At 32.7% G+C, this 19,808-nt stretch carries 22 protein-coding genes; 3 read left to right on the plus strand and 19 right to left on the minus strand.

What is annotated here, in order from left to right:
- The first annotated feature begins 91 nt into the window (after positions 1–91).
- A complete protein-coding gene (locus AT575_RS07845; protein WP_102777868.1) occupies positions 92–1,369 on the plus strand; it encodes an AbiJ-related protein in 1,278 nt (425 codons plus the stop codon).
- Positions 1,370–1,613: 244 nt separating this feature from the next.
- Here the strand turns inward: AT575_RS07845 and AT575_RS07850 are convergent, their stop codons facing one another.
- The 17 genes from AT575_RS07850 to AT575_RS07925 all read right to left on the minus strand — a co-directional run bounded on the left by AT575_RS07850 (position 1,614) and on the right by AT575_RS07925 (position 15,545).
- Positions 1,614–2,387, minus strand: a complete 774-nt coding sequence (locus AT575_RS07850) for an HAD-IIB family hydrolase (protein ID WP_102777869.1) — start codon at positions 2,385–2,387, stop codon at positions 1,614–1,616.
- Between the two features lies 1 nt (position 2,388).
- Positions 2,389–3,360, minus strand: a complete 972-nt coding sequence (locus AT575_RS07855; protein WP_102777870.1) for a Gfo/Idh/MocA family protein — start codon at positions 3,358–3,360, stop codon at positions 2,389–2,391.
- 1 nt (position 3,361) lies between these two features.
- Positions 3,362–4,024, minus strand: coding sequence for a ribose 5-phosphate isomerase A (gene rpiA, locus AT575_RS07860; protein WP_102777871.1), 663 nt, complete (start codon positions 4,022–4,024; stop codon positions 3,362–3,364).
- Complete coding sequence (locus tag AT575_RS10705) at positions 4,025–4,621, minus strand: PTS fructose transporter subunit IIC (protein ID WP_217349835.1); 597 nt, start codon at positions 4,619–4,621, stop codon at positions 4,025–4,027. It abuts the gene before it with no gap.
- The gene (locus tag AT575_RS07865; RefSeq protein ID WP_217349836.1) at positions 4,609–5,940 is read right to left on the minus strand and encodes a fructose PTS transporter subunit IIA; all 1,332 of its coding nucleotides are present in this window, start codon (positions 5,938–5,940) and stop codon (positions 4,609–4,611) included. The genes AT575_RS10705 and AT575_RS07865 overlap by 13 nt, the downstream gene beginning before the upstream one ends.
- A gap of 230 nt (positions 5,941–6,170) precedes the next feature.
- The gene (locus AT575_RS07870) at positions 6,171–7,022 is read right to left on the minus strand and encodes a MurR/RpiR family transcriptional regulator (protein ID WP_102777872.1); all 852 of its coding nucleotides are present in this window, start codon (positions 7,020–7,022) and stop codon (positions 6,171–6,173) included.
- A gap of 122 nt (positions 7,023–7,144) precedes the next feature.
- Complete coding sequence (locus AT575_RS07875; protein WP_102777873.1) at positions 7,145–8,377, minus strand: zinc-binding dehydrogenase; 1,233 nt, start codon at positions 8,375–8,377, stop codon at positions 7,145–7,147.
- Positions 8,378–8,395: 18 nt separating this feature from the next.
- On the minus strand, positions 8,396–9,235 hold the full coding sequence (locus AT575_RS07880) for a PTS system mannose/fructose/sorbose family transporter subunit IID (RefSeq protein ID WP_102777874.1): 840 nt from the start codon (positions 9,233–9,235) through the stop codon (positions 8,396–8,398).
- Positions 9,236–9,246: 11 nt separating this feature from the next.
- Entirely contained in the window at positions 9,247–10,047 is an 801-nt protein-coding gene (locus tag AT575_RS07885; protein WP_102777875.1) for a PTS mannose/fructose/sorbose transporter subunit IIC, read from the minus strand.
- A gap of 27 nt (positions 10,048–10,074) precedes the next feature.
- Positions 10,075–10,563: a PTS sugar transporter subunit IIB gene (locus AT575_RS07890; protein ID WP_102777876.1), complete on the minus strand. Its 489-nt coding sequence runs from the start codon at positions 10,561–10,563 to the stop codon at positions 10,075–10,077.
- Positions 10,563–10,979 (minus strand): PTS sugar transporter subunit IIA, encoded by a 417-nt coding sequence (locus tag AT575_RS07895; protein WP_102777877.1) that lies wholly within the window; start codon positions 10,977–10,979, stop codon positions 10,563–10,565. The genes AT575_RS07890 and AT575_RS07895 overlap by 1 nt, the downstream gene beginning before the upstream one ends.
- Positions 10,980–10,985: 6 nt before the next feature.
- Complete coding sequence (locus AT575_RS07900) at positions 10,986–11,783, minus strand: SDR family oxidoreductase (RefSeq protein ID WP_102777878.1); 798 nt, start codon at positions 11,781–11,783, stop codon at positions 10,986–10,988.
- Between the two features lie 186 nt (positions 11,784–11,969).
- Positions 11,970–12,914, minus strand: coding sequence for a sugar-binding transcriptional regulator (locus tag AT575_RS07905; protein ID WP_245871514.1), 945 nt, complete (start codon positions 12,912–12,914; stop codon positions 11,970–11,972).
- A 522-nt stretch (positions 12,915–13,436) separates the two neighbouring features.
- A complete protein-coding gene (locus AT575_RS07910; RefSeq protein WP_102777880.1) occupies positions 13,437–13,925 on the minus strand; it encodes a GNAT family N-acetyltransferase in 489 nt (162 codons plus the stop codon).
- Between the two features lie 66 nt (positions 13,926–13,991).
- Complete coding sequence (locus AT575_RS07915; RefSeq protein ID WP_102777881.1) at positions 13,992–14,438, minus strand: NUDIX domain-containing protein; 447 nt, start codon at positions 14,436–14,438, stop codon at positions 13,992–13,994.
- A 2-nt stretch (positions 14,439–14,440) separates the two neighbouring features.
- Complete coding sequence (locus AT575_RS07920; RefSeq protein ID WP_102777882.1) at positions 14,441–14,911, minus strand: histidine phosphatase family protein; 471 nt, start codon at positions 14,909–14,911, stop codon at positions 14,441–14,443.
- 133 nt (positions 14,912–15,044) lie between these two features.
- Positions 15,045–15,545 (minus strand): NUDIX hydrolase, encoded by a 501-nt coding sequence (locus AT575_RS07925; RefSeq protein ID WP_102777883.1) that lies wholly within the window; start codon positions 15,543–15,545, stop codon positions 15,045–15,047.
- A 214-nt stretch (positions 15,546–15,759) separates the two neighbouring features.
- Between AT575_RS07925 and AT575_RS07930 the strand changes: the two genes are divergently transcribed.
- Positions 15,760–15,909, plus strand: a complete 150-nt coding sequence (locus AT575_RS07930) for a hypothetical protein (protein ID WP_245871515.1) — start codon at positions 15,760–15,762, stop codon at positions 15,907–15,909.
- Between the two features lie 209 nt (positions 15,910–16,118).
- On the opposite strand, the gene AT575_RS07935 is transcribed toward AT575_RS07930, so the two are convergent.
- On the minus strand, positions 16,119–17,963 hold the full coding sequence (locus tag AT575_RS07935; protein WP_245871516.1) for a heavy metal translocating P-type ATPase: 1,845 nt from the start codon (positions 17,961–17,963) through the stop codon (positions 16,119–16,121).
- Between the two features lie 112 nt (positions 17,964–18,075).
- On the opposite strand from AT575_RS07935, the gene AT575_RS07940 reads away from it, so the two are divergent.
- Entirely contained in the window at positions 18,076–18,843 is a 768-nt protein-coding gene (locus AT575_RS07940; protein WP_102777885.1) for a MerR family DNA-binding transcriptional regulator, read from the plus strand.
- 533 nt (positions 18,844–19,376) lie between these two features.
- On the opposite strand, the gene AT575_RS07945 is transcribed toward AT575_RS07940, so the two are convergent.
- A partial coding sequence (locus tag AT575_RS07945) for a tyrosine-type recombinase/integrase (RefSeq protein WP_165778661.1) occupies positions 19,377–19,808 on the minus strand: 432 nt, incomplete at its 5' end.

The raw sequence follows: 19,808 nt of genomic DNA on the forward strand, positions 1-19,808 counted from the left end.
ATCTAGAATACATACATTATCCTACCTATTATCTATTGAATTTTTGTATAAACTATTATATTAATTATATACTTTTTTTAAGGAAGAAACTATGAATTACATATCCGATATTACAAGAAGAGATATATTTGACTTATTTAAATTTGGAATTGATAATTGCTCCATATTTGATGAAAGTATTATATTTTATCCATATTTTGGTCGTTTAGACGAACTAGACTTTTTAAAACGAATTTATAACCTAGCATCATTACCCAGTTTCGATTCTAGGTTTGAAAATGCTGAAGATGATATCTGGCAACATACAATAAATAATAATGACTATGAAGATTTTTGGGTCTTTGATGATGCTAGATTCCAATTATCTAATGGGGCTGACAATATCTTTTTAAATTTTATCTGTGAAATATTCCATCCTTTGGTGAGAGATGAAAAAAAGGATTGGAAACTTTTTCTCAAAAAAATAAATTCTTTACTACAAGAAGACGGATATGAAATTTACTCAGTTAAAAGAATTTCTGGTAAAGATGTCTATGGGTGGAAAACTTATTCAAAGTCACCTAAAATTTTCTTTCCTTTTTCAATTAGATTCGAGGCACAGATAAAGAAAAAAGAAATCAATTTTACTCTACCCAAGAATCTGAGATATCAAATTGTTCAATTCTTAACAAAAAATAATGAACTATTATATTTATCTGACGAGACTGGTTATAATTATACTCAACACGTTATGGATTTAACATTTCAAGATCTAAAAAGCTATTATGTACCACATAACTATGTGAATAACAGATTCATACCTTCCTCAAATATTGATGATTTCATACTACATACAACTCCATACTCTGTAATAGATTTTATTGAGTTATTTGAAAAAAATTCTTTAGTCACAGATTTCAGTGAAAAGGTTGTAGAGCTTTTTAAAGTCAATAACCGTAATATTATTTTTAAAAATGGAGAAATATCAATTCATAATAATTTAATCCAAGAAACAAATAAATTCTACGGCAAGGAAAAGGGAGTCGAGGAACTACTTATTGAAGCAAACATATTTTTTGAAAAGCAAAATTATCCGATTGCCTGTGAAAAAATTTGGGATGCATTCGAAAGACTTAAAACTTATTATTTACCAACAATAGACAAAAAACAATCAATACAAAAAATCATAAGGCAAATATCGGCAGGTGATTTACATATTGAAAAAATATTTAATACAGAGTTTAAATACTTAACTGATATTGGAAACAACTTTCGAATAAGACACCACGAGAAAAACAAATTTGATATTAATGAAGATCATCATTATATATATCTTTATGTTAGATGCAAGCAATTAATTCTTTATGTACTCGAAAATATTCCTGATTAAGATGTTTATTTTCAAAATAATTTTATAATTTTTAAAAATTTGTCCCCTTTTTGTCCCACATTATTTTTCTAACAATAATTTTTCAAAAATTTAGCAAAATAAAAATCCTTTAAAATCAGCATTCTCGATTATTATTATCACAAAAATTTGAAGGAAATCGTTGTAGGGGGCATATAACTATATAGCAAAAAGCCTTTAAATAAAGGCTTTTTGCTTAATTTGTCGATAGTTGAAAAAATTTGTTTTATATCCATCCAAATTTTTGACAAGCTTTGTAGATACCATCGTCTATATTATTTGCGGTGACATAGTCTGCTTTTACTTTTAAATCATCGCATGAATTTCCCATTGCAATTTTGAAGAAGTCAGGACCAAACATATCCAAGTCATTGTAGTCATCACCGAAGACTACAGTATCTTTGGCTGAACCTCCAACATAATCCAACATTGTCAGAATTCCTTGACGTTTTTCATCTGGTTGAAACATCAGATACTCTTTTTCAAAACGAAGATGACCTACTTGATCTTTCAGGGTTAACAAATACTCTTGTGCTTCTGGAATCGCAATATACATTTTATAGATTGCCCCATAAGCTTTGGGATCAAAATCAGAATCAATAATGTAAATGGAAGGTTCTTTGCGCATGCCTACTTGATCATGGAAATCAAAATTTTGGGCATAAACCTTATTGCTATCATCCACCGCTACATAAACACCAAAACCTAAGTCGAGCGCCTGCTGGTAGACTGCATAAGTCTCCTCAAAAGGTAGGGGCTTATTTTCACGAAGCTCCCCATTAAGGATAATGCCGTGTCCCCCATTACAGACCATGTTGTCAAAGCCATTTTCCTGCCGAAAACGTTCCGCCTTGTAACGTGCGCGCCCTGTTGCAATGGCCACAAAATGATCAGCTTCTCTTAATAACCGTAAAGCTTCTAAGGCGCTGGGTATAATTTCGCCAGTCGAACGATCTGTCAACGTCCCATCTATATCAAAAAAGAAATATTTTTTCTCCATACTATTCAAATGGATAAACCATCCCCCATTGTTTACGAACTTCTGTCAAACTAGCCATAACATCTCTGATAATGTCTAAGTTTTCTTGTCCACCATTAGTCAACACATAGTCTTGCATATCTGCAACTTCATACTGCAAGGCTAAATCAGATTCACCTGCTTCAATTACTTCTTTGCGACCATCCTCTGTATAAGTGATTGTCGCCTTACTTGCTCTTGGGTATTCTTCAATCTCGATGTAGCCTTTTTCACCAGCAACAACACCACGTTTAGGTTGCTTAGCACGCATTGTTAGTGCCATAACAGCCATCTCACCCTCTGGATTTTTCAAGATAATACCACTTGTTTCATCAACACCAGTCTCAAAAAAGTTGGCTGTTGTTAAGACCTGATTGGCACGACTCTTCATAAAGAAACGAGCAAAACTAGTCGCGTAGACACCAATATCAAGAAGGGCACCACCAGCTAATTCTTTGGAGAAGAAACGGTTTGTCACATCGTACTCCTTACAAGAACCAAAATTGACTTGCACCATCTTAACTTGACCAATGGCACCACTAGCCACAATTTCAGCAAGCTTTTTGTAAAGTGGCATATGAAGCAAAGTCACGCCATCAGAAATGACTAAACCTTTTTCTTTAGCAACCGCTACACATTCTTCTAATTGTTGGCTATTTACGGTAATTGATTTCTCACAAAAGACATGCTTGCCGGCCTGTAAAGACTGTAATAAAAATTTGTAATGTAAGCTGTGAGGTGTTGCAATGTAGACAATATCGATAGCAGGATCGGCAATCATTAGATCGGCACTAGCATAAGCATTTTGAACTGAAAATTCATCAGCAAACTTCTGAGCTGCTTCTAAACTTGTATCGCAAACAGCATAAATCTCGCCGTTGACTGCATTCAAGGCAGCTGCCATTTCATGTGCAATCCAACCTGTTCCTAAAATACCCCAATTTAATTTTTTCATGTTATTTCCTTTCTATCAATTCAACTTGATTTGAACTAGCAATGATTGCTTTTGTAGCAACTTGATAAAAGAGTGAATGATCAATCAGTCCTTTAATCTTATCCAATTGATTTGCCAACTTTGCAAGATCATTTGGTTTTGTAAAAGTGGCTTCTAACAGGTAATTACCATCATCACTGATGGTAACTCCTGCTTTAGCAGAGCTTGTCCTGTAGCAAACTTGACCACCTAATGCTTGGACACTTTTCTTAACATAGCTTACTGCCACAGGCAATACTTCCAAAGTAACCGGGAGATTAAAAGGCAACTCTTGGAAGTACTTGCTCTGATCGACAAGTAAAATGTACTCATCAGCCATGCTGCCCACTAGTTTTTCATGGGTATGAATACCGCCACCCGATTTTAGGGCATTAAGATCATAATCCAACTCATCACACCCATCAAAAGCTAAATCGATTTGACTGACATGACTCAATTCTTGATGTTTGAGTCCTTTTTCTTGGCACAGACGATAAGTGTCAAAAGAAGGTGTTACGATTGTGATTTCTCTTGGAGATTGAGCCAGTAAGTCAACCATTAGCCCAACAGTTGACCCACCACCTAGCCCGATTGTCATATCATCTTTTATCAACGAGACGGCATATGTTGCACATCTTTTTTTCATTTAAACCTCCTCAGTTGTAAGTGGTTTTTTAAGGAATGCTAGAATAATACAACCAACGCTGGCACCAATCAAGATAGCTAATGCATACTGTAAAGGATGACCAATTGTTGGTAGAACAAAGATTCCACCGTGTGGTGCACGTAGTGTACAGTCAAAGAAGATTGATAAACCACCAGCCACAGATGATCCAATAATACAAGAAGGCAATACACGAAGTGGGTCACTAGCTGCAAATGGAATCGCCCCTTCTGAGATAAATGATAGGCCTAATAAGTAGTTAACAAGACCTGATTCACGTTCTTTTTTAGTGAAACGATTTTTAAAGAATGTTGTACATAGTGCAATAGCTAATGGTGGGATCATCCCACCTGCCATAACTGCAGCCATAATTTGAAAATTCCCTTCCGCCAATTGTGATGTCGCAAAAACGTAAGAAGTCTTGTTTACAGGTCCACCCATATCAACAGATTGCATCCCTGCAACAATGACACCAAGCAAAATTTTACTTGTCCCATTCATACTGTTTAAGACACCAGTTAAACCAGAATTAATGGCACCCATAGCTGGGTTTATCAAGGTTGTAATTACAGCTCCCAACAAGATCCCAAAAACTGGTAGATAATCATTGGGCGAACACTTTCAAGAGAACTTGGTAATTTTTTAGTTAGTTTTTTCAGCCCTAAAACCAAATAACCTGCAGCAAATCCTGCAAATAATGCACCTAGGAAACCCGCATTGACATCACCACCTGCTGGATGGGCAAAAGTTGACCCAGCTTTTGCTACTAAACCAGCAACAAAACCAACAGCAAGACCTGGACGATCAGAAATACTCATGGCAATGTAACCTGATAAGACAGGTAACATCATTCCAAATGAAAATTCACCAATTGTTTTTAAGTAAGCTGCTATTGGTGTATTCTTCCCAAAGTTTGCCGGGTTAATACTGTAATCATCAAATAGGAAAGCTAAGGCAATCAGGATCCCACCACCAATGACAAATGGTAACATGTGGGAAACACCATTCATCAAATCTTTATAGACCTTACGACCAAAACTTTCTTGATTAACAAAATCCGATTCCACACCACTCAAATCTGTATGATGATAAATGCTAAATTCACCATTGACAGCGTCTTGAAGCAACTTTTCTGGTTTATGGATTCCTTCAGAAACTGGAACAAGCTTTAAAGCTTTGCCATCAAAACGAGAAAGATTAACCTTTTTATCAGCTGCAATAATAATCGCATCAGCTTCTTTTATTTCTTCAGTTGTTAAGATATTTTTTGCACCGTCTGCACCCTGCGTCTCAGCTTTAAGAGGAATGCCAAGTTTTTTACCCTGCATTTCCAAACTTTCAGCAGCCATATAAGTATGGGCAATCCCCGTTGGACATGCCGTTACAGCTAAAACACGGTAATTCGTATCAACCTGAGCATTTGCTAACTGACGTTGATCAACCTCTGCTTCTTTTTTATCAATGAGTTGTAAAAAGGCTTGTGCAGATTCAGCATTAAGTAATGACTCTTTAAATGCAACATCCATTAACAAAGTTGACAACTTAGCTAGTGCTGATAAATGTAAATCACCACCAGTTTCAGGAGCTGCAATCATAAAGAATAAATGACTAGTTTGCCCGTCTAAGGCTTCAAAATTAAGTCCTTTCTTAACTACCATCGCCGCTAGTCCAGGTGATGTTACAAATGCTGATTTTGCATGCGGAATAGCAATCCCATCACCAACACCCGTTGTGCTTTCTGACTCACGACGCCAAACATCAGCTTTATAACCACTAATGTCATTCAAATGGTCACCACGGTCCATTAACACTGTTAAATAATCAATAGCTTCAGTTTTTGTCTCAATTGCCGCAGCAATATCAATTGACTGAAGGGAAAGCAAGTCAGTAATTTTCATGAGCTTCTCCTAAAATTCCCTTAAATTTTGTTTTTGTGATATTTATTTTCTTAAAATTAATAACCGCGATAATTATTTTTACAATCTTAGTATAGCACATAACTTATTATTGTCAATATATTTTTTGCGAAAATTATTTACTTTACAGGTGCAAAAAAAGTTATCAGGAATTCCTGACAACTTTTCTGCTTATGTATTTATTTTCTACCAAAAAAACAAGGCAATACAGCTTATAATTTCTCATCAGCTAATAGGGATTCACGCTTACTCAGTTCATGATAACTACTCTTTTGACCAACAGTTAAAAAGAGATAAATAGTCTCAATCACAGTCATTGCTGAGACACGTGAAAAACAGAATTCGTTGAGAAAAAGCTTTTCGCGGGTTGCCGTTTGTAGATGGTAGTCAGCAATAGAGGCAATTTTAGAATTAGGATTATTTGTAATCCCAATTGTTGTAACACCATTTTCCTTAGCTTCTTCAACCATCTTCACCACTTGGCGTGATTCACCAGAATTGGAGATAGCAATCATAACATCTCCCTTTTTCAAGGACAAGGCAAAAGCAAGCTGCGTCTCCCAAATGGTGCCAGAAACTGCTTTAATCCCTATTTCATTAAAACGAAAGGCTCCATCAATGGCTACTGGTATAGTATTCCCAACGGCTACTAGCTGAACCAAATTAGCTTCTTGAATAGTTTCCAATATATCACGAAATTCATTTTCATCAATAAAAGAAATGGTTTGCTTTAATTCTTCTGTCTTGTTTGCCAAAATATTTTGCAAAGATTGACCAATATCATCTTTTGAAATAGTGTTTGAAACTGGAACCGGATTGTCACTTTCTACAATTTCCTTAGCCAAACTAATTTTCAAATGGTGAAAACCATCAACTTTACACTTACGACAAAACCTAGAAATTGTAGCAACACTTGTCCCACAAGCCTCAGCTAACTCACCTATTGTCATATTTACAACATCCTGATGATGCTGGATAATATAATTAGCAATTTTCTTCTCTTGCTCAAAGAATTGATCATATAAAATATGTATGGTATCCAATACCGATTGTTGCTTTTCCATAGAAATCTCCAATACGAAAATAGTTTTCATCCCATTATAGCACAGCCATAGCTCCAGTCAAAAATAAACCAGTTCATGCTAGCATGAACTGGTTTTGGAGATTAACAAAATAAGGACTCAAATTAAATTTCTGGATAACTGGAGAGGATATAATCTTCAGCTTCCTTACTCCAAATACCTTCCGTCTTCTCAAGAATATTAGACAAATTAGTATCAAGTTGATTAGCATCTGACAGTTTCAATCTATCAAATTGCTTTTGAGTGTAAACCAATTTTTTACCACCCCCAATTTCTGGCTGACTCTGTGTTGTCTCTGCTAAAGAGTCTAAACCTAGAATATGAGTTACAATATTTGCCACTGTAATCGTTCCATCTTCAACAGCTTTTACTGCTTTTCGCATGTCCTCTGTGTTGCCACCTGATGTACCTACGTAGTGTGTAAATGAATAATGGATATCATAAAAATTAATAGGTGCAAAGAAGTCTTTATTTTGAGGTCCCGCAAAGAAGTTTAAACATCCATCTGCATTCAATAAGGACGAGGCATCTGTAACCAGTGTCTGTGAAGGTACAAGTACAAAAATATCATCAAACCCTTCCCCGTTAGTTAGTTCTTTTATTTCACTAACCTGATTTTCCATATCTTTTGTATTAACAAAAGTTACTTTTGTTTCCTCTGTTTCAGGATATAATGCTTTTGCTCGATCTAACTTATCTTGGTTAATATCTGTAACAATGAGATGTTTTGGTTTTTTGGGACCATGCAATGCATAATCAACAGCTAATAGTCCCATAGGACCTGTACCGCCAAGAATTAAAAGATTTCCGGCTTCTTTTATACCCATTTGATGATTATAGCTACCTTCAATTAAATGATAGTTAGCTTCAAAAGCACCTATAACACAAGATAAAGGCTCTAACAATGATCCTTCAAAATAAGTATTCCCTTCGTAAGGAATCAAACAGTCTTGTTCTAAAACATCTTTATCAATAATAATATAGGTTGCATCCCCACCTGTATATGGGTAAGAATAACCTGGACAATCAGGTCGATCACTTAATTGTAAGTTTGCTTGAACAACATAGCGTTGTCCTTTTTTAAATTTGTGTTGCCATTTCGATCCAACTTCAAGAATTTCTCCACAAAATTCATGGCCAATAATAATTGGAAGATTAGCAAGGTCTTTTGGTGTTTTTTTATGGTCTTCTCCCTGATTTGCCAATTTCCAAGAAGACATACAAATGCTATCAGTAATAACAGATGCTAAAATTTCATCATCTTTCATTTCTGGCAAATCAAATTCTTCTAGTCGTAAATCATTTTTTCCATATAATCTAACTGCTTTTGTTCTCATCATAATTCCTCATTTTCTTTATGCTAAAATACCTAAGGCATAGCCTAAAATACCAACTCCAAAAAGAATAAAAATCAATACGATTGGACTTACTTTTTTACGAAGAAGGTACATCATAACAAAAGTTAATAGTAATGGCAGAAGCCCTGGTACAAGTTGATCCAAAATATTTTGAATAGACGTTACAACAATTTTCCCATCAGCACCTTTAGTTTTATAAGCCGTTAAAGCGACATTTATATTTGTCCATTTAGTTACTAAAACACCCATAACAAATAAGCCTAAAATAGTTGCACCTTCAGTTAATTTTGGTAATATGTTTCCTGATAAATTTTTAACTATTCCCAAACCTTGCTGGTAGCCATAAGTTAAGCCATACCATTTTATTGCCATTCTAACAAGATTAAATGCTAAGAAGAAGATAATTGGACCCATTATTTGCCCTGTAAGAGCCATAGAAGCACCTATTGCTGCTAAAATTGGTCTTAAAGTTCCCCAAATAAGTGGATCTCCTACACCACAAAGCGGACCCATTAACCCAATTTTTAAACTACTGATTGTACCATCATCCAAATCAGCTCCATTAGCTCTCGCTTCCTCCATAGCCATGGTTACCCCAATAACTGGTCCACACATAGCTGGTGTTACATTGAAAAATGTCATGTGTCTTTTTAAAGCATCTGCTTGGTCTTCATTGCGACTATAAATACGTTTAATAGTAGGAATCATATCAACGCAGAAAGCTAAAGCGTGGATTCTTTCAAAATTAAATGATGCTTGTTGAAAATTTGAATAAATAAAGGTTTTAAAAATATCTTGTTTTGTAATTTTTTTTGTTGAAATATTTGTGTCAGTCATGTCAAATCCTCCTAATCTTCTAATTCATCATCAGCTAGCTGATAATTATTAGGTGTTGCAACTGCTTGTATTTTTGAAAAATTTGGATTTAATTGAACATAAACCAATGCAATAACTAAACCGAGTATCCCAAAAGATAATAAACTAAAGTCAAGATAGCCACCTAATACAAATCCTGCAAAAAAGAATGGCAATAAATATTTAATGTACATCATGTTCAAGACCATAGCATAACCAACGACAACAATCATACCACCTGCTACAGCTAAACCACCTGTAACAACTTCAGGAATCGCATTTAAAAGTCGAATAACAGCATTTGCATCCACAAAGACGGCGACTAAAGTTGCTGGAATTGCTACCCGCATCGCTTGAAAAATAAGTGCGAAAAAGTGTAAAAATATGATTTTATTAAAATTAGCTTTCTCTGCTTCTTTATCTGCAGCATGTTGAATAGCAACTGTTACCGTACGAACAAGAACTGTTAAAACTTGACCAGCAACCGCAACTGGTAAGGCGATGGCTATTCCTTTCTGGATATCTTGATGACCAACTACAACTAAAATAGTTGAGATGACACTTGCAAGTGCAGAGTCTGGTGACTGTGCCGCGCCAATATTCATCCACCCTAAAGCAATTAATTCTAGAGTTCCTCCTAAAATAATACCCGTTGTCATGTCACCCAATATAAGACCAGTAACCGTACAAGCAATCAACGGTCTATGAGTTTGAAATTCATCAAGTACGCTTCCCATACCGGTAATACTTGACCAAATAAAAATTAGAATTACTTGAAAAACAGAGATTTCCATGTCATACCCTCTTCTCTATGATTAATATTAGAATTTAACTTCATTTAATAGAACTTTGAAATTTTTTGGTGTATCAGAGGCTAGAACTCGACAATCAAGTGCAACCCCCAAACGATCCAACTCATAAAACGCCTCAACATCTTCCTTAAATACTGAGATAGCTTTTGTCATTTGTTTACGTCCAGATTTAAATTGCATTCCTCCAATATTGATAGACTCAATTGGAACACCACCTTTTACGAGTTCAAGTACTTCAGAAGGTTTTGTAAATAGAAGGAAAACAGTGTCATCTTTATATTTCGGATTTTGAAATACTTTTATTGCTTTTTCACATGTTACAACATTAACTTTTATTCCAGGAGGCGCAGCTTGTTTTACTAGAGTTTTTCTAATTTCATCATTTGCAACCTCATCACTAGGTATAATAATTCGCTCTGCATTTGCTTCCTTTGCCCAGACAGTAGCAACTTGTCCGTGGATTAGGCGATCATCAATCCTTGCCAATTTTATTTTCATTATAGTTCCTCCTCATCATCAATGATGTCTTTATTAAATATTCGAACAGTATCTACTACGGCTTTCTGTAATTCTTCAGATACCTCTGAAATTGATTTACTATTGATTAATATTGCTAGTTCCAAAACTAATGGGAGTGACATCCCAGAAATAATGGACATATCAAATTGAGGGTTTTTTAGTGCAACAGAACAGGAAGCATTATAAGGAGTTCCACAAAATATATCCGTAAAAACAAGAACCGGAGAATTAAGCGCTTCCATTATTCCTGAAATTTTTTCTTGCAAACTATCCAAACCTTCCTCCGCTAAAAAACTAATCGGATGAAAATTGTCTAGCTTTCCAAATAACATTTCAGCTGATTTTTTCATTTCTACAGCCAAATCCCCATGTGCAATTAAAATAACCTGATTCATATGTTACTATCCTCTTGTCTTTCCACCAGCAATATTCGTTGTTACTCCTGTAATGTAACTTGATCTTTCAGAAAGATAAAATAAGACTAAATCAGCTACTTCACTTAATTTTCCACTTCGTCCTAACGGGGTTGTCGATGTAGATGAATAGCCTTTCCTTATGTCTTCAACAGTTTTATTTCTAGTATAGGCTAGAGCTGTTTCATAAGCTTCTGTTCTTAATCCTGTCGCTTCCATTATACCTGGTGCAATACCTACAACTCTCACTCCATATTTACCAAGTTCCTTAGCCCATGATCTCGTATAACTATAAACTGCTGCCTTTGTAGCTGCATAGACACTCTGTCCTTCAGATCCCTCAAGTCCCGCCTCCGAAGCCATGTTAATAATAACACCAGATTTATTTTTTACTAGAATTCTTCCAACAAGTTGACTCACAATAAATAGTCCCTTTTGATTAATTGAAGTAATTTTATCAAAAAGAGAATCGTCGATTTCGTACTGGCTATTATCAGATCTACCATCAACAAGTAATCTCGGTACATTAATACCAGCATTATTAACAAGACCATCAATTGTGCCAAATGTTTCAATTGCCAAAGATACTGCTTTTTCTACAGCCTTCCGATCAGTAATATCAACTTTAATTGATAAAAGATTTGGATTATCAAATTCTAAGTCAGCGACATCAAAATTGATAACTTTAACATTATTTTCAAGCAATTCCTTTATAATTGCTTTTCCGATACCTGAAGCACCTCCAGTAACTACTACAACTTTATCTGAAATATTTAACCAGTCCATTTCTTAATCCTCTCATTTGTGATTTTAAAATAACATTTGTTACAAATTTAGTATAGCACGATATTTTCACATGTCAACACAAATGTGAAAATATATTCACATTTGTTGAAAAAAGAGTTAAAAAAAAGGAAAGTTATCTTCTTAAACCTTCCTTTTTTGATAATAATTCTATTGTGACTAGTTATGCTACTTGCTTTCAATTAGTCTCCGAGCTGTTTCTTCTGTTGTAACTAAAATATTAATATACTGACCTTTTAATGCTCCAACAATAGCATCAACTTTTTCTCTTGAACTGGCTATACCTATACGATAAGGACATTTTTGCAATTGACTAATAGATATCCCTATAATACGATCATCTAAATCACTAACAATATGTTCCCCTTGTCGATTATAAAAACGTGAAACAACATCTCCCACCATATCCTGCTCAGATACTTGATCTATAATATCTTTACCATAGAAGTCACTCCAAGTTTGATTATTCATTAATATAGGACTACCAATCCCCATAATAACTATATCGAGCTGGCCCCAAAGAGATAAAATTTCTTGATTAAAGTCACTTTTCAGTAATTCTTCTTTTAAACTACTTGTTTCTAAAATGGCTGGCGCATCAATTAACTTGGCTTTACCATGAATCATTTTTGCAGCCTCGTAAGTAATCGTATTGACATGAAAATCACTGACTAGTCTCCCGGCAGGTCCTCCTATAACCGGTACACAAATAGTTTCTGGAAGAATTAATCTCGGCATATTTTTTGAAACTACAGCCATTGTTTCTCCCCATGAAAAACCAATCTTCATTTTGTCTTTAAGAATAGTTTCTAGGTAGTCTCCTAACGATTTTGCAAGCATATTATCTTTTTGATTCCTATCTAGCTCTTTTGCTGTAGAAATTACTATGGCTTTTTGCAAACCAAATGAGGATTCTAAATCCTGTTCAAGACCGTAATTTCCAGCTTTATCATAATTGATGATAATTTCAACAATTCCTTCATCACGAGATTGTTTTAATAATCGACTGATTGTTGTTCTATGAATATTTAACTCTTTTGAAATTTGACTTTGTGTCTTACTTTCTTGATAATACATTTCAGCAATTCTAACTAATAATTTTCTTTCGTCCAATTCAGGATACCTCATTTTTTTAATTGATTGTATTGTAGCATATTATTCCTTGTTTTCAAATGTTGTACTCTTACCACAAATGTGATCTTAATTATTATGTTCTACTTCTGTTCTACCAAAATATTTTCCCTACTTATAAAAAAGTGACAAAACCTTGATAAGCCAATATTTTCTTTCCCAAATTTTATTAAATTTAACTAAATTTAGGCTGTAGGGGGAATAACGGTATATTATACATGAAGATTCATTTTTTCATTACTACTTGTCCACCTTTTGCCCACTCTAATTTAATTTTTCAACATCCTTTATATAGAGATAGCGATTAAAACCGTTCTTAAATGCTTGATATCATCACTTTTCAAACTTTATCGGTCATTAGTTCTATCCTGTAGGGGGCATCTAAATATATGAGAAAAAGCCTTTGTTTAAAGGCTTTTTTGCTTGTCTTAAGAGGATTTGTCCCATCATTTGTCCCCGAAATTTTTTTAAAAATTTCAATACTAAATTAGAATTAAAATATACTTAATATATATCACTGTCTGTTGGTAAACCTTTATATTCAAATCTTGGTCCCTCTTCACCTTGAACCCCATTTAATTCAAAGCCAGATTTTTCTAACACTCTAATTGAAGCTATATTATCAATTTCCGACTCAGCTTCAATCTTATTTACTTCATCATGACTCCTTACCCATTCTACCATCGCTTTTACTGCTTCTGTCGCGTATCCGTATCCCCAGAATAAATTATTTAAACCGTAACCTATTTCAACAACACCCTTATCTAGTCCTTTAAAACATAAATCACCAATTCTTTGGTTGTTATTATCTGAAAGTTCAATAATCCAAGTTGCATACCACTTTCTTTCCAAAGGATTATTAACACTAGCATTGAGCATTTCAGTGTATGCCTGTTTCATTCCCTGATCCTTTTCACTAGCAATGAGTTCTTCCATCTCTAAATCAGAGGATAATCTAATTTTCAATCTTTTAGTTTTAATAATACTATTCATTTTAACTCCAACCTATTTATGATAATACTTTCTAATAAAGTCGAACAAATTCTGTCTTCTCATTAACTACCAGCCACCATATAAATTATTATCATTTGGATGAGAAACATAGTGATGTAAAACTTCCTTAGCTGTTAAAGGCATATCTTGAAAAGGTAATTCACTCAAATCAAACCATTTTAATAAACCCTCATTTGAGGATAACTTATTATTAAACTCATGTCTTAATTCTGCAAAATAATAGTAATTTTGTCTAATTTCATTATTAACGTTTCTAAGTGCAATATATTTTAACTTAAAGTCACTAATATCTTCTAACGTAATATTTAGCTCTTCTTCTAGTTCTCTTAGGGCACATTCTTTTGGTCTATCTAACTCAAATGGTTCAAAGTGTCCACCTGCAGAACTAATCCATAAGTTATTAACCACTCTACTTCCTTGTCTAAAAAGTAATAATAGTTCATTTCCTCTTCTAAGATAAACTGAAGTCATACTTCTTAATTCATTTGTCATAACTAACTTTCAATGCCCATTCTTTCTATTTTTAATAGTTCAGTTTTACTATACAAACACTTATATATATCAGGCTTCGATGATGCTTTCCAGAATTCGAATCCGATAGCATCATCAAAATAGTTTAAAATACAAGTTAGTATATTTCCGTGTGTTCCAATCGCTACTGTCTTTAAACTTTTATCTTTTAATATTGACATAATAATTGGAAGAGCTCTATCTTGCACCTCTTTTGTACTTTCTCCTCCCTCCAGCTTTAAAGATTTATCACTAAATGACTCTCTAATTGTATTCTCTATTATCTGTTTATCTAATTTGTAATTACCCTTTAGTCTCTTTTCTCTAAGCTCATCAAATAATAAAATAGTTTTATTATTAGCTAAAGGTTCGATTGTTTGTATTGCTCTTTTGTACGAGCTAGATATATATTGGTCGAATTTTACATCATCCAACTTCTTAGCACATTTATAGATGCTCTATTTCCTTCTAAAGAAAGTGGTCTCGATCTTTCTTCTCCAAAAATGAATGGAGAATCTGCATGTCTAATAAAATAGATAGTTGTTGTCATTAGTAATCCCCTAATATTCCATATAATTAAATTTATAATTATCGAAGTTGATTTCTTCTTAGTTCAGCTAAGATAGGTAGTGCTCTATCTGATGCCAGAAACTCTTTATCTAGACTAAATAATGTATTTTCACTAATCCATTTATAATCAATCGTTTCTCCATCTTGTAATACAATATCTTTTTTATCACAATCAGTTAGACAATAATATTCAACATATAATGTCTGATGCTTCTTATGAACTATTCTTTTCACTTCAATTAATTTATGTGATTTTATACCAGTCTCCTCATATAACTCTCTCTTAGCACATTCTATTGGTGATTCTCCTTTTAATGCTGAACCTCCAGCAGTAAGTTCCCACTTTCCCCCTAAATTTTTATTATAATCCCTCTGCATAAGTAAGTATGTCCCATCGATATGTTTAACAATAATTTCAGTAACTAAGTGGTAGTATCCTTCCTTAAGGGTATCACCTCGAATTAGTTCTACATTAAGTTTATTGAAATTTTTATCATAAGCATCCCAAACTTCTTTCATATTTTGTCTCCATTATTTTTGTCATTACTTTATCTAATAACTCTTATTTTATCATATTTAAACAAAACGATATCTTCTTAACTATTAGTTATTACTAATAATATTTAATTTAATTGAATGAAATATAACCTACAATAACTAAAAAGCACCCCATTCATTAGATTATTGATATGTACCCCTTTTACTGGACTAATCCAGTGAAAGGGGTTTTTGTATGAAATATAATTATAATTTTAAATTAAATGCAGTAAACATGTATCGATCAGGTCAGTGGATAGAGACTCCAGTTGGTATCGGCAAAAAAACTTTAGAAAAAGAATTGTCCGATGGTCAAAAACTGTTTGAGCTAGCTCAAACAGCCTAAGAACAACTGACTTAGTCAGATGAATGATTTGTTGCACTTGACTTGACAATTCGGGAAAAATATTTATTTAACTAAATATATCCTTTATAACGGACATTTAGTGAAATTGTTATTATAACAGACATACTCTATATAAAAGTCAAAATAAATCAGCTAGTGTAAAATATATTAAACATGTTATTCTGAATATAATTACTTTCTATTTAGATTTATTTAGTTAATAATCTCATACTATTTAATAACACTATGAGAGTAGAGCCTTCGTGTAATGCTACACTCTGAACAATATTAAGATTTCCTCCAAAAGTTAAAGTTACTAATATCAGCACAACTGTGAGAGATATAGTTACGTTTTGTTTAATATTTTTCTTTAATAATAAAGAAATATGAATTGCTTTTCCTAAATTTGTTAAGTCATTTTTCATAATTACGACATCAGCTGTTTCAATGGCAACGTCACTACCTTCCCCCATAGCAATGCCAACATCTGCATTTGCGAGTGCTGGGGCATCATTTACACCATCACCAACCATTCCAACAAGTCCGTATTTATTTTTTAAACTGTTAATATGATTTGCTTTTTCTTCTGGTAATACATTTGCGATAACTTTATCTATTCCAATTTGATTGGCAATGGCTTTCCCTGTTTTTTCTGAGTCACCAGTTATCATTATACTCTTTATATTATGTCTAGTTAGATTAGAAATAAGTTCGATAGCGCTTTCTTGAGGTTTATCTTGTATAGCAATATACCCAATTACTGAATCGTTAATTGCAATAAAAATAACTGTGGCCCCCTTTTTTTCCTCTTGTTCTTTTTCTATTAACCATTTCTCTTCTACTTTAGAAAAAAAACTTGGTTTTGCGATTTGAATTTTATTGTTTTCGTAAAATGCTGTTAGTCCTTCGCCTATCTTGTTTTCTACATTAAGATTTATTTTAGATGTGAGCCCTTTTTCAAAATAATTTACTATAGCCCTAGCTAAAGGATGGTTTGATTGATGTTCCATTGATAGGATAACTGATATTAAATCTTCTTCAGCTATTGTCTCTGGTGAAAATTTATAGGATACTACTTCAGGTTTGCCAAGAGTTAGAGTACCAGTTTTATCAAAAGAAATTGCTTTTAAGTCTGCCATAATAGATAGGTAAGAACCCCCCTTAAATAATATTCCCTTTTTTGCTAGATTTGCTATACCTGCTACTGTAGATGGTATTGCAGAAACAGCAAGAGCACATGGTGAAGCAGATACCATAAAAACTAACCCCTTAGCAAATGCCTTCATCAAAGTCCACTTAAATACTGTTGGTAGAATAACGATTAAAAGAATAAAAATAAGAAGCACAGCAGTAACATAAACTGGTTCCATTTTTTTAATAAAACTTTCTGTCGGTGACAAATTATTTTGTGATTTTTCCACAAGTTGGATAATTTTTGAAAAGACTGTATCCTCACTATTCTTAGTGACTTCCATTATAAATGATTTATCGCCATTTAATGTTGATCCAAAAACAATATCTCCCTGGGATTTCTCTCTAGGTATTGATTCACCATTAATGCTGGACTCATTGATGCTAGCGATTCCCTCAATTATTACACCATCTGTTGGAATTTGATCCCCATTTAATACCTGCAAATGGTCGCCTATTTTTAACTCATTAACAGGAACTAATTCTAATTTTCCATCTCTTCCTAGTCTTCTTGCTTCAGTAGGATTCATTTTAAGTAAAGTAGTTATTTCCTTTTGATTCCTATCTTCAATATATTCTTCTAAAAAATGAGCTCCTGAAAAGATTAAAATAAGTAAAGCTGCTTCTTTACTATCACCTAGCAAAATAGCACCTATAGCGGCTAATGTCATTAATATGTGAGTATTTGGATAAAAAATTTTTTTACGGCGTGTATTAGTTATTGTTTCAATTAAACCTTCCCACATAACATGATAGCCTGAAATAATTGTGGCTAAAATTAATAATAAATTTGTTATTAATTTTGAAAATGGAAATAGCATTGCAAGGAAAAAAATTATTATTCCTATAATATATAATTTCATATTGATGTTTAATCTGTTCATAATTTTAGTTTTTATACCTTTCTATATCTAACTTTCATGTTATACTGTAAGTATAAACTATACCGTGACGGTAATGTCAATAGGAGAATTTATGATTTCATATTTAACAATTGGTCAACTAAGTAAATACTCTGGAATTCATACTAAAGCTTTAAGATATTATGAAGAAATAAATATTTTAAAACCAACTTATATTAATCCCAAAAATGGATATCGCTATTATATGTTTTCAACCATATCATATGTAAAAGTTATTAAGATATGTGCCGATTATGGTATTCCATTAAAAAATTTCACCCAATTCATTAATGAATCGGGCGATATACATATGACTGATATAATCAAACTTGCGGAAAAAAAAATTTATGAAAAAGAAATTCAATTAGTAAAAGATAAACTTCAAATTAATCAATATAAACAACAAATAATGCGCTCTGACCAACTTGATCATACTATCAATTCACACATAGACATTGGAAATGAAGATTTTTATATAGTACCATTTAAAGGTGATATTCTATCGAAAGAATATTATGAAGCAGTTCAAAAAACATTATCAAAATTAGAATTACAAGGTTTTTCGTTTGATCAACGCCTTGGTTTGTTTTATAGAATTGAAGAAAATATTTGGAAATCATACTTGGCTTTTAAAATTATTGAATGTAGTACTTCCTATAAGAAAGAAGAAGTAATCTGTTTAAATCACTCTCATATACATGCCGAACATATTACAGAAGATGAAATTCATGTGAAAATATTAAATATAAAAAATAAAACCAATCAGATATTCTTATTAGAAACATTTGAAGAACCATATAATTTTAACACTCCTCATCTTGAACTTCTTTATATTTTATAATTTATACCCTTAATTCTGTTTTCTCAATTGAAAAATATTAAATAACGATATATTTTACATTATACTACTAGAATTATAAACTGTAGAATATTATATCATTGAGTAAGGGTTTCAAATGACGTACAATGAATATCCTAAATTCGCTAAATTACGGAAACTTTTTTAAAAATTAACTAAATAAATATATACATCTTTTGTACAATAACAAAAATTTTTTAGATACTCTAAAAAAGATGTAAATTATCATTTTCCAATAAATTATTTTTTGTTCTAGAAAGTTTTATATTCTATGGTAATTGTTAAAAATAAAAAGTGATAAATCCCTTGATATTACTAGATATTTTTATTTATTAATTAACTTTATAGTCCTTTTGTTACTTGTAGGGGCAGTATAAATGTAGTTGAAAACCTTGATTTTAAAGGTTTTTTCTTTGTTTTTTTAATTTTGTTTCTTAAATTTGTTCTTAGAACCACTTTTTTAAAATATTTCTTTTAAGTAATACCAAAACATTTCTAAACAGTTTTCATATTCTTTATTTGATTACCTCTGTCAAAACATGACCATAAGTCTCTAGTAACTGTGTAATATCCTTATGACCCATTAACTTTGCAACTACCCAAATATCTACACCTTTTGCTAATAAGTAACTTCCATAAGTATACCTTGCACCTGTTGCAGTCATTTTTGAATTAATATTTAATTTTTTTAAAACATTTTTAAGACTTTTATTTATCGCACTATTTGTCGAAACACCATATCTATAGTCATAAAATATTTGATTATTCATGTTTACAATTTTTAATTTTTTCAACATAACTTGCTGATCATCATACAACCGACTTAATATTAAAGCTAAAGATTGACTAATAGGAATCGTACGAATAGAAGTTTTTGGAGGACTAAAGATCCCCTTATCTCCACTAAACCTTCTATACGTTTTAATTTCTAAATTTTCAAAATCAAC

The sequence above is a fragment of the Streptococcus penaeicida genome (genome assembly GCF_002887775.1).
Classification (GTDB): Bacteria; Bacillota; Bacilli; order Lactobacillales; family Streptococcaceae; genus Streptococcus; species Streptococcus penaeicida.

Excerpts from the sequence above, each read along its gene's own strand:
- AT575_RS07845 (WP_102777868.1), top strand. The coding sequence starts at position 92 with ATGAATTACATATCCGATATTACAAGAAGAGATATATTTGACTTATTT.
- AT575_RS07850 (WP_102777869.1), bottom strand. The coding sequence starts at position 2,387 with ATGGAGAAAAAATATTTCTTTTTTGATATAGATGGGACGTTGACAGAT.
- AT575_RS07855 (WP_102777870.1), bottom strand. The coding sequence starts at position 3,360 with ATGAAAAAATTAAATTGGGGTATTTTAGGAACAGGTTGGATTGCACAT.
- rpiA (WP_102777871.1), bottom strand. The coding sequence starts at position 4,024 with ATGAAAAAAAGATGTGCAACATATGCCGTCTCGTTGATAAAAGATGAT.
- AT575_RS07865 (WP_217349836.1), bottom strand. The coding sequence starts at position 5,940 with ATGAAAATTACTGACTTGCTTTCCCTTCAGTCAATTGATATTGCTGCG.
- AT575_RS07870 (WP_102777872.1), bottom strand. The coding sequence starts at position 7,022 with ATGGAAAAGCAACAATCGGTATTGGATACCATACATATTTTATATGAT.
- AT575_RS07875 (WP_102777873.1), bottom strand. The coding sequence starts at position 8,377 with ATGAGAACAAAAGCAGTTAGATTATATGGAAAAAATGATTTACGACTA.
- AT575_RS07880 (WP_102777874.1), bottom strand. The coding sequence starts at position 9,235 with ATGACTGACACAAATATTTCAACAAAAAAAATTACAAAACAAGATATT.
- AT575_RS07885 (WP_102777875.1), bottom strand. The coding sequence starts at position 10,047 with ATGGAAATCTCTGTTTTTCAAGTAATTCTAATTTTTATTTGGTCAAGT.
- AT575_RS07890 (WP_102777876.1), bottom strand. The coding sequence starts at position 10,563 with ATGAAAATAAAATTGGCAAGGATTGATGATCGCCTAATCCACGGACAA.
- AT575_RS07895 (WP_102777877.1), bottom strand. The coding sequence starts at position 10,979 with ATGAATCAGGTTATTTTAATTGCACATGGGGATTTGGCTGTAGAAATG.
- AT575_RS07900 (WP_102777878.1), bottom strand. The coding sequence starts at position 11,783 with ATGGACTGGTTAAATATTTCAGATAAAGTTGTAGTAGTTACTGGAGGT.
- AT575_RS07910 (WP_102777880.1), bottom strand. The coding sequence starts at position 13,925 with ATGAATAGTATTATTAAAACTAAAAGATTGAAAATTAGATTATCCTCT.
- AT575_RS07915 (WP_102777881.1), bottom strand. The coding sequence starts at position 14,438 with ATGACAAATGAATTAAGAAGTATGACTTCAGTTTATCTTAGAAGAGGA.
- AT575_RS07925 (WP_102777883.1), bottom strand. The coding sequence starts at position 15,545 with ATGAAAGAAGTTTGGGATGCTTATGATAAAAATTTCAATAAACTTAAT.
- AT575_RS07930 (WP_245871515.1), top strand. The coding sequence starts at position 15,760 with ATGAAATATAATTATAATTTTAAATTAAATGCAGTAAACATGTATCGA.
- AT575_RS07935 (WP_245871516.1), bottom strand. The coding sequence starts at position 17,963 with ATGAAATTATATATTATAGGAATAATAATTTTTTTCCTTGCAATGCTA.
- AT575_RS07940 (WP_102777885.1), top strand. The coding sequence starts at position 18,076 with ATGATTTCATATTTAACAATTGGTCAACTAAGTAAATACTCTGGAATT.